Below are 13,328 nucleotides of genomic sequence, written 5' to 3'. Positions count from 1 at the left end.
CCGTGAGCACCGTTGTCTTGAGTTTGGTCTCGGCCGTCTGCTTTGGCGTCTCGGACTTTTTCGCCGGCGTGGCCGCGCGGCGCGTCAACTTCGTGACCGTGACGTTGGTGAGTCAGTTGTTCGCCCTCGTGCTCATCGCCGCTGCGGTGCCGTTCACGCCGTCGCCCGTGCCGACGACTGCTGCACTGTTGTGGGGCGGACTGGGCGGAGTCGGATCCGTCGTCGGTTCGCTGGCCCTTTACCGCGGCCTGGGCAACGGCAATATGGCAGTCGCGGCCCCGTTGTCGGCGGTCGGCTCGGCAGTGCTCCCGGCCATCGTGGGTATTGCCGGCGGCGACCGTCTGGCCCCGCTGGCGATCGTCGGCGTGGTAGCGGCGCTCCCGGCCATTTGGCTCGTGTCCAAGCCGTCGACCCGGGTGCCCGGTGCGGCGCTCGCATCGGGCACCGTCGACGGGCTGGTCGCCGGCGCCGGACTCGGCCTGCTCTACGTCGGAATAGGCAAGGCCGGTGACTCGTCGGGCCTCTGGCCGGTGCTGTCCGGCGAAACCGTGGCTGTCATCGGGCTGGCCGCCGTGTTCGCGATCAGGCGGCCGAAATCAAGCAAGGGAAGCCCGCGCCGACGGCTCCTGTTGGCAATGGCCGTCCTCGCCGGGGTCTTGTCCGTGGCTGCGACGGTGCTGTATTTCTATGCCACGCACACCGGGGCGCTCACCATTGCGGCAGTGCTCTCGTCGATTTATCCCGGGTTCACCGTGCTGTTGGCCGCGGCGGTGCTACGCGAGCGGCCGTCCGGCGTCCAACTAGCCGGGTTGGGCCTATGCGCCGTCGCGGTCGTGGCGATCGCCATCGCCTGATCCTCCCCGCCCCCGCTCCGCTCCCCCGCCGAGTGGTGGCGAATGGCTGCGAAATCGGCGATTTCGCAGCCATTCGCCACCACTCGATGCGCACGATGGGCCATTCGCCGCCACTCGGCGCGGCCATCCGCGCTCCGGCACTGGCACCACCCGCTCAATGCGGCTCCGCCAAGCCCCGAACCCGACGGTCGACCGCGGCCATGCCGGGACGGTCGACGCGCGGATCCGCGGACGGGCGCCCCGTACGCACATCGTCGAAGTACGCGTAGTCGGCAGCGAGCCGTGCGGCAGGATCGGTCGTGGGCGTGCCGTGCCCGGGGATCAGCACCTCGGCTCGATGCACGTACGGTTCGAGGACGTCGAGCGCGTGCAGGTAGGCGGGCACGTCGTCCGGATCCAACGGCAAGGGCAACTCGAGATCGCTGAGCATGTCGCCGGCGACAAGGACGCGCCGGTGCGGCAGCCACAGGGCCGTGTGCCCGGGAGCGTGGCCGTCGTGCACTATCAGTTCCATCGGCTCGGATTGCCGGTCGGCCAAACGTCCGGACGACGTGCCAAAAGGCTCGGGGAGATTGTCTCCGGGCACCGGGGCGACGCGGGCAAATAGTTCCCGATACCACGCGGGCACGCGGCTGTGCTCGCCGTCCGCCACTGCAGCGGGCCCATCGCCGGGCCCATCGCCGGAGCCGTTGTCGGAGCCGTTGTCCAGGGCGCCGAGCAAGTCGGCATAATGTTCGCGGATCATTTGCACGGTCCCGGCCGAACCCCATCGCGGCCCCGTGCCGAACCCCGGATGCCAGAGCAGGTGGTCATGATGGGCGTGGGTGGCAAGGCCGGCCGACACAGCCCAGCCGCGTCGGGCGATCTCCGCCGCGAGCGCGCTCAACTCGGCAGGGGTCCAGGCCGGATCCACAAGCACGCACTCGGTGCCGTCAACGATGACGGTGCTCGTGGTGACATCGATCCGGCTGGTGGCCACGAACACGCCGTCCGCCGCCTCCTCCAGCATTTTTCACCACCCTGCCGTCGCACTACCGCCCGCTCGCCGCCAAGCATGTCTTGGTGAGACGATTGTCCCATGACCAGTACCGACGCATCCGCTATGCAAGACAATCAAGCAGCTGCCGCGCAGGCCGACAAGCCGCGGCCCGACGACGTCGCCGCGCGCGTGAACAACCGCAGCCGCCGTCCCAATTCGAAGGCCTTCCGAGAATTCATCGCCCGCGACTGGGCACCGCGTCCGGATCCCGACGGCGTTGCAGCCGCCGTCGCGCCGTATGCGGCAGCACGCCGAGAAGCGATTTCCAAGAAGTTTCCGGGCGATCGTCTGGTCATCCCGGCCGGGCCGCTCAAGGTCCGGTCGAACGATTCCGATTACCGGTTCCGGCCGCATTCGGCATTCGCCCATTTGACGGGATTCGGCCGCGACCACGAGCCGGACGCCGTCCTCGTCCTTGAACCGACGGACGACGGTCACGATGCCCAGTTGTTCTTCCGCCCGAGGGCCGGCCGCGATACCGAGGAGTTCTACGCCAACGCCCGCTACGGCGAGTTGTGGGTGGGCGTGCGCCCCAGCTTGGAAGAGGTCGAGGCCGAACTCGACGTCGAGGCCAGGCATCTCGACGATTGTGCGGACGCCGTCACGAAGGATGCCGGCGCCATCCGCGTGCGGCTCGTCACGGGCGCCGATCCGACGTACGACCAGATGCTTGCCGTTGCCAGGGCCGATCTCGACGCCGACGAGACGGCCGCGGCCGATGCCGAGCTGGTCGAAACGCTCAGCGAGCTGCGACTGATCAAGGACGATTACGAGATTGCTCAGATGCGCGAGGCCATCGCCATCACGGCAGGCGGTTTCGAGCAAATCGCCCGCGCGCTGCCCCGCGCGATCCGGCATGACCGCGGCGAGCGCGTCGTCGAGGGGGCTTTCGAATCCCATGCCCGTGAAGACGGCAACGGCGTCGGGTACGAGACCATTGCGGCGTCCGGCCCGCATGCGTGCACGCTGCACTGGATCCGCAATGACGGCACGGTCGATGCCGGGGACGTGATACTCGTCGACGCCGGCGCCGAGGCTGATTCGCTCTACACCGCCGACGTGACGCGGTCACTGCCGACGTCGGGCACCTACTCCGACGCCCAACGGCGCGTGTATCAGGCAGTAGTGGACGCTGCCGACGCCGCATTTGCCGTGGCCGCGGAGCACGGCGAACGGGAGGTTCGCTTCCGCGATCTGCATGCGGCGGCCATGAAGGTGCTGGCCCACCGTCTCGAGGACTGGGGGCTGTTGCCCGGCACCGCCGAGGAGTCGCTGCGCGAGGACGGTCAGTTCCATCGCCGGTGGATGGTGCACGGAACGAGCCATCATTTGGGGCTGGACGTGCACGATTGCGCACAGGCTCGGGCCGAGATGTATATGGATGCGCTGCTGGAGCCCGGCATGGTGTTCACCATCGAACCCGGACTCTACTTCAAGGAGGATGACTTGGCCGTGCCGGAGGGCCTGCGCGGTATCGGCGTGCGTCTCGAGGACGACGTACTGGTGACCGCGGACGGCGTCGAGAACCTGTCCGCCGCGCTTCCGCGCACGCCCGGCGACGTCGAGGCGTGGATGCGCTCGCTGCAATCATGAACGACCGGCCCGCGAACGCCTTCGGCGCCGTGATCGACGTCGATGGCGTCCGGGTCGGCAGCCGTCACCGGATCGGTGCCGGCTGGATGAGCGGGACCACTGCCGTACTGCCGCCGCCCGGGTCGACGGCCGGCGTCGTAGTGGCCGGCGGAGCGCCGGCGACACGGGAAACGGATGCGCTGGCGCCGGGCCGGCTCGTCCCCGGCGCCGATGCGTTCGTCCTGACCGGAGGCAGCGCCTATGGCTTGGCCGCGGCCGACGGCGTCCTGCGGTTCTTGGAAGAACGCGCGATTGGATTTCCCGCTTTCGGCCGGGCCGCCCCGGAACACGTCGTGCCGATAGTGCCGACGGCCGCATTGTTCGATCTCGGACGCGGCGGTGACTTCTCCGCCCGGCCGGGCGCCGGCTTCGGATACGCCGCTGCGGCCGCCGCGGACGCCGCTCCCGTCGCCACCGGCAGCGTCGGGGCCGGTACGGGCGCGCTCACCGAACACGGCACTCTCCAAGGCGGTCTTGGCACGGCCTCGGTCACGGACGGGCAATTCACCGTGGGTGCGCTCGTCGCCGTCAATGCGGCGGGACGGATCGCCAACGACGACGGTGAGCTCTACGCGGCAAGCGTCACGCCGCGGATCGGCAGGCCGACGGCCGGCGAGTCCGCCGACTGGCACGCGCGGCGCGCAGCTGCGGTTCGACAGGGCCCGGCAACCCCTTCCGCCCCGAACACGACCATCGGCGTCATCGCCACCAACGCAGCACTGGACGTCGCCGCCACTACCCGACTGGCCGGCGCCGCACACGCCGGGATTGCACGCGCCATCCGTCCGTCACACACGATCGTCGACGGCGACACGCTGTTTGCCGCTGCAACGGGCGCCGTGCGACTGCCCGACGATCCGGTCAGCGCACTTGTCGGCCTCGGCGCGCTGGCGGCGGACGCCGTCACGCTGGCGATTGCGGACGCAGTCCTGACCGCCACGGCGCCCGCCGGAACCCAAGCCCCGGCATACCGCGACCTTTGCCCGTCGGTCTTCCTGTGACGGGGCGGAGGGCGGGGCTCCCAACATCCGAGCCCGACACCGGATAACCTGGACGCGTGAGTGGCGCCAGCGATCGGGTATTTGTCGCGCGCCTCGCCCAGACCGCCGTGTTCGACCCGCTCGGGGACCAGGTCGGGCGGGTGCGCGACGTCGTCGTCGTTTTTCGGGCCACGGTCCGTCAGCCTCCGCGCGTCGTCGGTCTCGTCGTTGAAGTACCGGGCCGGCGCCGCGTCTTTGTGCCAATGACCCGCGTCATGAGCATTGATTCCGGCCAGGTCATCACCACCGGTCTTGTCAACATGCGCCGGTTCGAGCAGCGCAACGCCGAAACCCTCATCCTTGCCGAAATGCTCGACCGCCGCGTCACCCTGTCCGAAGACGAGGCGGCCGCGACGATCGAGGACGTCGCAATAGCCCAGGCCCGCAACAAGGACTGGGAGATCTCCAAGCTGTTCGTCCGTCGCCGGGTCTCGGACGGAACGTCGCGCCTGGGACGGCTGCGCCGTCGCGGAGAGACACTGCAGGTCGACTGGCGCGACGTCGTCCACGATGAGCCCTCGGAACACGATCAGGGCGCCGCGCAGCTCATTGCCGCCTACCAGGACAACAAGGCCGCCGACTTGGCCGATGCCGTGCATGCCATGCCCAGCAAACGGCGGCTGGAGGTCGCCGACGAGCTGGACGACGAGCGTTTGGCCGACGTCATCGAAGAGCTGCCGCAGGACGACCAGATCGAGATCCTCTCGGCCCTGGGCATCGACCGTGCCGCCGACGTGCTCGAGGAGATGCAACCGGACGACGCGGCCGACCTGCTCGGCTATCTGCCGGACGCGCAAGCCGAGCATCTGCTGTCGTTCATGGAGCCCGAAGACGCCAAGGACGTGCGCACCTTACTGGCCTACGACGACGACACGGCGGGCGGTCTGATGACGACCGAGCCGGTGATTTTGCCGCCCGAGGCGACTATCGCCGAAGCGCTGGCGCATGTGCGCCGGTCCGAGTTGGCGCCCGCCCTGGCCGCGGCCGTCTACGTCTGCCGGCCTCCGCTCGAGCCGCCTACCGGCACGTTCTTGGGTCTCGTGCACATTCAAGAGATGTTGCGCCATCCGCCGCACGAAGCAGTCGGCGCGCTCATCGATTCGGAAGTCGAACCGCTGAGCGCCGAAGCTCACATCTCCGAGGTCACGCGACTGCTGGCCGCCTACGACCTGGTGTCCGTCCCGGTGACCGACGAGCACGACAGGCTCGTCGGAGTGGTGACCGTCGACGACGTCCTCGATCAAATGCTTCCCGACGACTGGCGCACCAGCAACGACGACCACGACTACGGAGGTGACCGTGGCTGACAAAAAGAAGCAACCCGCGGGCTTAGACACTCCGCGGCTGTCCAGACGTCGCTGGTTCCCGCAGGTCGGCGTCTCGGAAGAATCGTTCGGCCGCGCGTCCGAGGGCTTTGCCCGGTTCATGGGCACTCCGAAGTTCCTCGTCTACATGACGGCGTTCTGTGCCATCTGGCTGCTGTGGAACACGGTGTTGCCGGACAAGCTGCAGTTCGACCCGCGCAGTTTGAACTACACGTTGCTGACGTTGATCTTGTCACTGCAGGCCTCCTATGCCGCCCCTCTCATCCTGTTGGCCGAGAATCGCAGCGCCGACCGGGACCGGGTCGCGTTGGAGAACGACCGGCAAATGGCCGAACGGAATCTTGCCGACACCGAGTTCCTCACCCGTGAAGTTGCAAGCCTGCGCATTGCGCTGCGGGATGTCGCCACCCGCGACTTCGTCCGTTCGGAGCTGCGGTCGCTGCTCGAGGAGCTGGACGCCGCCAAAGCCGACGATGCGGCGGACCCGGACTCCGGCACCGGCCGGCAGGGTCACGCCTCTTCGTGATTTCGCTCTCGACTCCCTGCCGCGCGTCCGGCTGAGCCGATACGATCGAGGTATGTCAGCAGTATCGAATGCCGGGCCCAGCGTGGAGGCCGTCGAAAGCGCGCTGGCCGAAGTCAACGATCCGGAAATCCGCAAACCCATCACCGAACTCGACATGGTGCGGGACGTCGCGGTGTCGCCCGAAGGCGTCGTGTCGTTGACCATCCTGCTCACGGTGGCTGGTTGTCCGCTCAAGGGCACCATCAAGAAGGACGTCGAGGGCGCCATCCGCACGCTCGACGGCGTCACCGGCGTCGAATTGACGCTTGGCGTCATGACTCCGGAACAGCGGGATGATCTCAAAACGCGTTTGCGCGGCAGCGGCGCCCGCGAGATCCCGTTTGCTCAGCCCGATTCCCTCACGCGCGTGTACGCAGTCGCGTCCGGCAAGGGCGGTGTCGGTAAGTCCTCGATCACGGCGAACCTGGCGGCGTCGATGGCCGCCGACGGTCTGGCCGTCGGCGTCATCGACGCCGATATCTACGGATTCTCCATTCCCACGATGCTGGGCGCGCACCGTGCGCCCACTCGGGTCGACGACATGATCCTGCCGCCCATCGTGCATGGGGTAAAGGTCATCTCGATCGGGAGTTTCGTCCCCGCCAACCAGGCGGTCGTGTGGCGTGGGCCGATGCTTCACCGCGCGCTGCAGCAATTCCTCACGGACGTGTTCTGGGGCGATCTGGACGTCCTGTTGCTCGACCTGCCGCCCGGCACCGGCGATATCGCCATCTCGGTAGCCCAGCTGTTGCCGGGCTCGGAACTGCTGCTGGTGACCACTCCGCAGCACGCGGCCGCCGATGTGGCCGAGCGGGCCGGCTCGATGTCCGTGCAAACCGAGCAAGGCGTCGCCGGAGTCGTCGAGAACATGTCGTGGATGGAGATGCCCGGCGGCGAGCGTCTCGAAGTCTTCGGGTCCGGAGGCGGCAAGACGCTCACCGAGAATCTCGGGAACACCATCGGGTCGCCGGTGCAGTTGCTCGGTCAGATCCCGCTCGACACGAAGGTGCGTGAAGGCGCGGACGCCGGTGTTCCCGTCGTCCTGAGCCATCCGCAGTCGCCGGCATCGCTGGCGCTTGTCGACGTGGCCAAGTCGCTGACGAGCCGTGAACGAGGACTCGCCGGCCGGTCGCTGGGGCTCTCCCCGGCTTAATCTCCTTTCCCTCCCCTGTCGCCGAGTGGGGCAGGGTCGGGCGGGGAAAGGGGTCGGGCTCAGGTGGCCTCGGAGTCGAACGGCGCCGGCTCGCCGGGCACCCGGAGCGCGGCCTGAGCCGAGACCCGCGATCCCGGCGATTCGTCATCCCGGTCGCCGTCGTCCTCGTCATCGTCGTCGAACGAGCCGGTGGCCGAGTCCTCGTCGTCCTCGTCGTCTTCGTTCAAGGCGTCCCGGACAATGCGCCGCGGATCGTATTGGCGTGGATCGAGCTTGGCCCAGTCCACGTCCGTGAACTCGTCGCCCAGCTCGTCCTTGACCTGTTGCGTGGCGTTATCCGCCATCTTTTTCACGTTGCGCACCAGCTCGCGCAATTGCTTGGCGTACTGGGGAAGTTTATTGGGGCCCAACACGACGATGGCGACGACGATCAGGATGACCATCTCGCCGCCGGTGATATTGAACACGACGAGTAGCCTACACGAGGCCGGGGTCGGCGCCGTCGCCAGCCGATCCTTGGCCGCCCAGACCGTGGCGACGCGAGAACACCGGCTCGGCGGGTATCGGCCCGACGCCGGGTCCGTCCGACTGCGGCGGAGTGAGCCAGGAGCCCGAACTGCTCATGCCGAGAGCAAGCAACTTGGCGGTCAATTCGCTGGGCAGCTCCGGATCATCCAGCAGGCGAAGCTTTGAGCTCGTCTGTCGCAGGGCAACCAGTTCGTGCTGGCATCGAGTGCACTCGGCGACATGGGCTTGGACGCGCTCGTATTCCTCGTCGCTCAATTCTCCGTCGGCGCAGCCCATCAGCAAGTTCTTGCCGAGGTGGCTCATGTGGGCTGCCCCGCAGGTTTGCCGAGCGGACGCGGCGTCGGCGCCCTGTGCTGCAAGGCCGCACGCAACCCGGCGCGGCCGCGGTGGATGCGCGAGCGTACGGTGCCGACTTTCACGCCGACGACGTCCGCGATTTGGCTGTACGACATACCTTCAACATCGCACAAAACAACTGCTACGCGGAAATCGGGCGGCAATTCGCCGAGAGCGCGTTGCACGTCATAGTCGAAGTGCTGCATCTCGAACGTGCGTTCCGGACTCGGTTCGGCGCTGCTAAGACGTTCGGTCGCCTCACTGGACAGCCCGTCGAATCGGATCCGCTGTTTGCGGCGTGCTCCGTCGAGGAACAGGTTAGTGGTGATGCGGTGCAGCCAGCCTTCGAAAGTGCCGGGCGTGTACTTGGCCAGTGAGCGGAACACGCGCACGAACACCTCCTGGGTGAGGTCTTCGGCGTCCGGCCTATTGCCGGTGAGTCGGAAGGCGAGCCGATACACGCGACCGGAATGTTCGCGCACCACGTCCTCCCACGTCGGCGGGGTCCATGTGGGTGACGTTCCGGCGGTATCGGCCATTTCATCTCCTTGTCCGGCTTCCATGGTGTCGCACCGGCCTGAGAGCGACCTGAATCCAAGCTTCGAGATGTGTGGACGCAGCGACGTCCGATTTGTCCTAGGGTTGGGTGCGGACGTGTAGGCAAGGAGGATCGACCACTATGAGCAAAGACCCGGCATGGGCGTTTGCCGAATCGTACACGCGTGACGATCATGCGGTGGACGTCGCCAGGACAACGGCCGGCACGCTGGGCGTGACGGCGATCGGCACCGGGACGTTCGCCCTGCTGCGCACCCTTGTGACGGCGCACGGCGCATCGGCAATCGTCGAGGTGGGCACCGGTGCGGGAGTGTCCGGACTGGCCCTGCTGCGGTCAATGCCGCCGACCGGCGTCCTGACGACCATCGACATTGTCGCGGAGCATCAGCAGGCTGCCAAGCGGGTGTTCAAGCAGGCCGGTTCGCACCGGGTCCGCACCATCATCGGCAGGGACACCGAGGTGCTGCGCAAGCTCGCCGACAATTCGTACGACGTGTTCTTTGCCGATACGGATGCCGCGAGTAACGCCGACTACCTTGCGCCGGCATTGCGGCTACTTCGGCCGGGCGGCATGATCATCTTCAATCATGCGCTGGCGCACGGCCGCGTCGTCGATCCGGCCAATCGTGATCCCGATATCGGCTCGGTGCGCACTCTGCTGCGCACGGTGCGGGAGAACAAGTCCCTGTCTTCGTGCTTGCTTCCCACCGGGGACGGCGTCCTGGTCGCCGTCAAGCAGTAGCCCGACGCTCGGTCAGCCGGACGTCGCATCGGCCAGGGACGATGCCAGCTCGCCGGCTTCGTCCGCCGTCAGTTCGACGACGAGGCGCCCGCCACCTTCCAGCGGCACCCGCATGATGACGCCGCGGCCCTCTTTCGACGCCTCCATGGGCCCATCGCCGGTCCTTGGTTTCATGGCCGCCATTGCTAATGCCTTTCATCGTTCAGTCGCCGGTGTCGGTCGGAAACGGATCCCCGCGGGCTTCCCCTCATTGTCTATTATTCCCTACCTGTGTGACACGGCTCTCGTGGCGTCCGTTACGGCGGCAGATCGCTGGGGGGCGTGAATCGCCACAACCAGGCAATCCACACCACTTGAAGCAGCGTAAAGCCCGCCAACACGCTGATCCGGAACGCTTTCGATCGTGATGCCCCGGCCAGTGCCAGCCCGAGCGGGAACAACGGCAGGATGATCCGGAACAAGGACGTCTGCGGGTAGAACACGATCAGCAGATAACAGCAATATGCCGCGCACCAGGTGCTCATCACCGGCCCGACCACCCGCCCGGCGTAATAGATGCCCGCCAGCATGGCCAGGGCGACCAGGACCAGCACGGCAGGGCCGAGCAGCTCGCCAAAGAGGTGGGTACTTTGCAGGAGCCAACCGCGCACCCATTGCACACTTCCGCCCGACCAGGCCGCTTCGGTGGACGTATACGCATCCCGCCGACCCGTGACTGCCCAGGCGATCGCCGGCCAGGCCAACGCACCGGCGCAGCTGACCGCGCCGAGCGCAAAGCTGGAGGCGAGCTGGCGGCCCGGGTAGGGCTCGCGGCGGCGCCGCACGAGGCGAGTCGCCAGGTGGATCGCCATGAACAGTGCAAACGCCGCACCGAGCGGACGGGTCAGGTCCATCACGGCCACCACCGGGATGGCGGCGACGTAACGGCGCGAATCGACAAGCAGCAGCGCCAACGCCAACAGCATCAATGACAGCGACTCGGCATACCCGGTCTGCAGCACGGCGGAGGTGGGAAAGGCCGCCGCGAACGCGATTCCCACCATGGCGCTGCCGTGCGGTAGGTATCTGCGCAGCAGCCGGTAGGCGATGAGCGCGAATCCGAATCCTGCCGCCAGGCTGACGGTCGGTGCCAGCACGGTCCATCCGATGCCCGTGACGGCGTGCAGGGCGCGTACCACGAACGGGTAGACCGGGTAGAACGCCCACTCGTTCTGGGCCACGTGTCCGGACGCGTCAAGCGGCAAGACCGCCGGATACCCGTGCTCGGCGATCATGCGGTACCAGTCGGCGTCCCAGATGGTGACGTACCGGAAGTACCCGGGGTCGGCCGCCGTCCAATAATTCGCCGGTTGCGTGCGCGCCACGGCCACGAAGATGATGAAGCTCACCGCCCTGGCGGCAGCGAACACCAACGCCACCCCGGCCCACCACGGCAACCGTCGCCACGCGCGGGCCGGTGACCGGAGTGAGTCCGTCAGCATGAGCCCCCGGCGACTTGGCGTTCCAAGGCGGCGATCCGCTCGTCCTGCTCGGCCAAAGCGGCGTCCTGCGCAGTGACCCTGTCGCTCAGGCGTGCCAGGACGGCGTCCACCTGGTCCATCCGGTAGCCGCGAAACGCGAGGCTGAACCGCACGGCGTGAATATCGGCGGCCGTCGGCTCAGCCGGAAGCGTGAGGACCGGCCGGGTCTCGACCGGCGGCTCCAGGCCGCCCCGGATCGCTCCCACTCCGGTGGCGATTGCCAGAACCACCACCACTGCGGCGGCGCACATCCCCAGCACGATCCAAATCGACATACCGCCATGTTCCCATAGCGCCCGTCCCGCAAAACGCGCATCGCCGTCGGGAACGCGCAGTCATGACTGCGCGTTCCCGACGGCGCGCCGCGTTTTGCCGAGTGTGGCGCCCGCCCGGCTAGGCGAGGCCGCGGATGGAGACGTCCGGCGGACGATCGCCGCGGATGCTTGCCACCATGTCCACCACCCGGCGCGTCGCCTTCACGTCGTGGGTACGGAACACGCTCGCGCCCTGCCAGGCGGCCACGGCAGTGGCCGCAAGCGTCCCCTCGAGCCGTTCTCGCGGGTCGTCGAGTCCCAGGGTCTCGCCGACGAAATCCTTACGCGACAACGCCATCAACACCGGGTAGCCGAGTTCGGTGAGCCGGGACGCGTGCCGCAGCAAGGTCAGCCCGTGCCGGGTGTTCTTGCCGAAGTCCAGCGTCGGGTCGAGCAGGATCCTGGTGCGCGGCACTCCGGCGTCCGCGGCGTCCCGTGCCGCACGGCCAAGAGACTTCAGGACGTCGTCCAGCACGCCCGTCGTGGTCTGCCCGTAGGACACGCGATGCGGATCCGTGCGCGGAGCCAGGCCGCCGGCATGCGAGCAGACAAGCCCGAGCCCGTGCTCGGCCGCAATGGTCCGGATCCGGGGCTCATACCCGCCCCACGTGTCGTTGATGACGTCGGCGCCGGCGCCGGCGACTTGGCGGGCCACCTCGGCCCGCCAGGTGTCGACGCTGATGATCACGTCGGGAAATTCACCGCGGATCCACTCGACCGCCCCGACGACCCGCCGCAGTTCTTCCCTGGTCGAAACTACTTCGCCGTATCCGGCTTTCACGCCGCCGATGTCGATGATGTCGGCGCCGTCGCCGAGAGCCAGCCGGACCGACTTCTCGACGCTGGCCTCTGCGAACTGCCGGGCCGGAGCATAGAACGAGTCCGGGGTACGGTTGATGACCGCCATGACCGCCGGCCGGCCGGCGTCGAAGGTGCGGCCGCGGAGAATGAGAGGCGTCGGCCGGACGTTCGCGTTCACCGGTGTGCGAACTCCAACACGACCCGCACAGCCTCGTCGACGTCGTCCGTCACCTGAAGCAAATCCAAATCGCCGGGCGAGATCATGCCGTACTCGCCGACGGTGCTGCGGATCCAATCGAGCAGGCCCTGCCAGTAGTCGACACCGACCAGCACTATCGGGAATTTGGTGACCTTGTGGGTCTGCACAAGCACGAGCGCTTCAAACAATTCGTCGAACGTGCCGAACCCGCCGGGCAGCACGATGAACCCGCTTGCGTATTTGACGAACATCGTCTTGCGCACGAAAAAGTAGCGAAAATTGATGCCCAGATCGATGTACGGGTTGAGCCCCTGTTCGAATTCGAGTTCGATGCCGAGGCCGACCGACACTCCCCCGGCTTCCGCGGCGCCGTGATTGGCCGCTTCCATGGTGCCCGGGCCACCACCGGTGATGACGGCGAATCCGGCCTCGGCCAGCTTGCCGCCGACTCGCCGGGCCATATCGTAATATTTGCTTCCCGGCGGCGTCCGGGCCGATCCGAACACACTGATGGCCTGGCCGAGTTCGGCAAGCGCGCCGAACCCTTCCACGAACTCGGCTTGAATCCGCATGACGCGCCATGGATCGGTATGCACCCATTCGCCGTTGACGCTCGAATCGAGCAGCCTGGCATCGGTCGTCGAATCCGGTACCTGGCTGCGGCGCAAGGTGACCGGTCCCTTGCGATATTCGGAATGCTGCCGGGGTGCTTGGCTCATGCG

Annotated in this window: 16 protein-coding genes; 7 read left to right on the top strand and 9 right to left on the bottom strand. The window is 67.4% G+C overall.

Going from position 1 to position 13,328, the window contains the following annotated elements; genetic code table 11:
- The first annotated feature begins 2 nt into the window (after positions 1 to 2).
- Complete coding sequence (locus BJY26_RS11935) at positions 3 to 854, top strand: DMT family transporter (protein WP_179428483.1); 852 nt, start codon at positions 3 to 5, stop codon at positions 852 to 854.
- A gap of 154 nt (positions 855 to 1,008) precedes the next feature.
- Here BJY26_RS11935 and BJY26_RS11930 read toward each other — a convergent pair whose 3' ends face one another.
- Positions 1,009 to 1,863: an MBL fold metallo-hydrolase gene (locus BJY26_RS11930; protein WP_179428482.1), complete on the bottom strand. Its 855-nt coding sequence runs from the start codon at positions 1,861 to 1,863 to the stop codon at positions 1,009 to 1,011.
- Positions 1,864 to 1,932: 69 nt separating this feature from the next.
- On the opposite strand from BJY26_RS11930, the gene BJY26_RS11925 reads away from it, so the two are divergent.
- The 5 genes from BJY26_RS11925 to BJY26_RS11905 are packed head-to-tail and all read left to right on the top strand — an operon-like array spanning position 1,933 to position 7,608.
- The gene (locus BJY26_RS11925; RefSeq protein ID WP_372465365.1) at positions 1,933 to 3,486 is read left to right on the top strand and encodes an aminopeptidase P family protein; all 1,554 of its coding nucleotides are present in this window, start codon (positions 1,933 to 1,935) and stop codon (positions 3,484 to 3,486) included.
- Complete coding sequence (locus tag BJY26_RS11920; RefSeq protein ID WP_179428481.1) at positions 3,483 to 4,526, top strand: P1 family peptidase; 1,044 nt, start codon at positions 3,483 to 3,485, stop codon at positions 4,524 to 4,526. The genes BJY26_RS11925 and BJY26_RS11920 overlap by 4 nt, the downstream gene beginning before the upstream one ends.
- 56 nt (positions 4,527 to 4,582) lie before the next feature.
- Positions 4,583 to 5,872 carry a magnesium transporter MgtE N-terminal domain-containing protein gene (locus BJY26_RS11915; RefSeq protein WP_179428480.1) on the top strand — a complete coding sequence of 430 codons (1,290 nt, stop codon included), beginning with the start codon at positions 4,583 to 4,585 and terminating at the stop codon, positions 5,870 to 5,872.
- Positions 5,865 to 6,416, top strand: a complete 552-nt coding sequence (locus tag BJY26_RS11910) for a DUF1003 domain-containing protein (protein ID WP_179428479.1) — start codon at positions 5,865 to 5,867, stop codon at positions 6,414 to 6,416. The genes BJY26_RS11915 and BJY26_RS11910 overlap by 8 nt, the downstream gene beginning before the upstream one ends.
- 52 nt (positions 6,417 to 6,468) lie before the next feature.
- Positions 6,469 to 7,608 (top strand): Mrp/NBP35 family ATP-binding protein, encoded by a 1,140-nt coding sequence (locus BJY26_RS11905; RefSeq protein WP_179428478.1) that lies wholly within the window; start codon positions 6,469 to 6,471, stop codon positions 7,606 to 7,608.
- 59 nt (positions 7,609 to 7,667) lie between these two features.
- Here BJY26_RS11905 and BJY26_RS11900 read toward each other — a convergent pair whose 3' ends face one another.
- Genes BJY26_RS11900 through sigE form a run of 3 tightly spaced genes read right to left on the bottom strand, consistent with a single transcriptional unit; the run spans position 7,668 to position 9,011 of the window.
- Positions 7,668 to 8,075: a twin-arginine translocase TatA/TatE family subunit gene (locus BJY26_RS11900; protein WP_179428477.1), complete on the bottom strand. Its 408-nt coding sequence runs from the start codon at positions 8,073 to 8,075 to the stop codon at positions 7,668 to 7,670.
- 10 nt (positions 8,076 to 8,085) lie between these two features.
- Positions 8,086 to 8,439 (bottom strand): anti-sigma factor family protein, encoded by a 354-nt coding sequence (locus BJY26_RS11895; protein ID WP_179428476.1) that lies wholly within the window; start codon positions 8,437 to 8,439, stop codon positions 8,086 to 8,088.
- Positions 8,436 to 9,011, bottom strand: a complete 576-nt coding sequence (gene sigE, locus BJY26_RS11890; protein ID WP_237248965.1) for an RNA polymerase sigma factor SigE — start codon at positions 9,009 to 9,011, stop codon at positions 8,436 to 8,438. The genes BJY26_RS11895 and sigE overlap by 4 nt, the downstream gene beginning before the upstream one ends.
- 140 nt (positions 9,012 to 9,151) lie before the next feature.
- On the opposite strand from sigE, the gene BJY26_RS11885 reads away from it, so the two are divergent.
- A complete protein-coding gene (locus BJY26_RS11885; RefSeq protein ID WP_179428474.1) occupies positions 9,152 to 9,772 on the top strand; it encodes an O-methyltransferase in 621 nt (206 codons plus the stop codon).
- A gap of 12 nt (positions 9,773 to 9,784) precedes the next feature.
- Here BJY26_RS11885 and BJY26_RS11880 read toward each other — a convergent pair whose 3' ends face one another.
- The 5 genes from BJY26_RS11880 to BJY26_RS11860 form a co-directional block, all read right to left on the bottom strand.
- Positions 9,785 to 9,955: a DUF3117 domain-containing protein gene (locus BJY26_RS11880; protein WP_179428473.1), complete on the bottom strand. Its 171-nt coding sequence runs from the start codon at positions 9,953 to 9,955 to the stop codon at positions 9,785 to 9,787.
- A gap of 113 nt (positions 9,956 to 10,068) precedes the next feature.
- On the bottom strand, positions 10,069 to 11,253 hold the full coding sequence (locus tag BJY26_RS11875) for a hypothetical protein (protein WP_179428472.1): 1,185 nt from the start codon (positions 11,251 to 11,253) through the stop codon (positions 10,069 to 10,071).
- Positions 11,247 to 11,567: a DivIVA domain-containing protein gene (locus tag BJY26_RS11870; protein WP_179428471.1), complete on the bottom strand. Its 321-nt coding sequence runs from the start codon at positions 11,565 to 11,567 to the stop codon at positions 11,247 to 11,249. The genes BJY26_RS11875 and BJY26_RS11870 overlap by 7 nt, the downstream gene beginning before the upstream one ends.
- 118 nt (positions 11,568 to 11,685) lie before the next feature.
- On the bottom strand, positions 11,686 to 12,585 hold the full coding sequence (gene folP, locus BJY26_RS11865) for a dihydropteroate synthase (protein WP_237248966.1): 900 nt from the start codon (positions 12,583 to 12,585) through the stop codon (positions 11,686 to 11,688).
- Entirely contained in the window at positions 12,582 to 13,325 is a 744-nt protein-coding gene (locus BJY26_RS11860) for an LOG family protein (RefSeq protein ID WP_179428470.1), read from the bottom strand. Before BJY26_RS11860 ends, folP begins: the two co-directional genes overlap by 4 nt.
- Positions 13,326 to 13,328 lie beyond the last annotated feature (3 nt).

Origin of the sequence: Spelaeicoccus albus (assembly GCF_013409065.1) — a bacterium.
In the GTDB taxonomy this organism is placed as follows: domain Bacteria; phylum Actinomycetota; class Actinomycetes; order Actinomycetales; family Brevibacteriaceae; genus Spelaeicoccus; species Spelaeicoccus albus.
The sequence above is the reverse complement of the archived record's forward strand: the minus strand, read 5'-3'. Positions and strand labels throughout refer to the sequence as shown.

Excerpts from the sequence above, each read along its gene's own strand:
- BJY26_RS11875 (WP_179428472.1), bottom strand. The coding sequence starts at position 11,253 with ATGCTGACGGACTCACTCCGGTCACCGGCCCGCGCGTGGCGACGGTTG.
- sigE (WP_237248965.1), bottom strand. The coding sequence starts at position 9,011 with ATGGCCGATACCGCCGGAACGTCACCCACATGGACCCCGCCGACGTGG.
- BJY26_RS11870 (WP_179428471.1), bottom strand. The coding sequence starts at position 11,567 with ATGTCGATTTGGATCGTGCTGGGGATGTGCGCCGCCGCAGTGGTGGTG.
- BJY26_RS11885 (WP_179428474.1), top strand. The coding sequence starts at position 9,152 with ATGAGCAAAGACCCGGCATGGGCGTTTGCCGAATCGTACACGCGTGAC.
- BJY26_RS11925 (WP_372465365.1), top strand. The coding sequence starts at position 1,933 with ATGACCAGTACCGACGCATCCGCTATGCAAGACAATCAAGCAGCTGCC.
- BJY26_RS11930 (WP_179428482.1), bottom strand. The coding sequence starts at position 1,863 with ATGCTGGAGGAGGCGGCGGACGGCGTGTTCGTGGCCACCAGCCGGATC.
- BJY26_RS11880 (WP_179428473.1), bottom strand. The coding sequence starts at position 9,955 with ATGGCGGCCATGAAACCAAGGACCGGCGATGGGCCCATGGAGGCGTCG.
- BJY26_RS11920 (WP_179428481.1), top strand. The coding sequence starts at position 3,483 with ATGAACGACCGGCCCGCGAACGCCTTCGGCGCCGTGATCGACGTCGAT.
- BJY26_RS11860 (WP_179428470.1), bottom strand. The coding sequence starts at position 13,325 with ATGAGCCAAGCACCCCGGCAGCATTCCGAATATCGCAAGGGACCGGTC.
- BJY26_RS11895 (WP_179428476.1), bottom strand. The coding sequence starts at position 8,439 with ATGAGCCACCTCGGCAAGAACTTGCTGATGGGCTGCGCCGACGGAGAA.
- BJY26_RS11905 (WP_179428478.1), top strand. The coding sequence starts at position 6,469 with ATGTCAGCAGTATCGAATGCCGGGCCCAGCGTGGAGGCCGTCGAAAGC.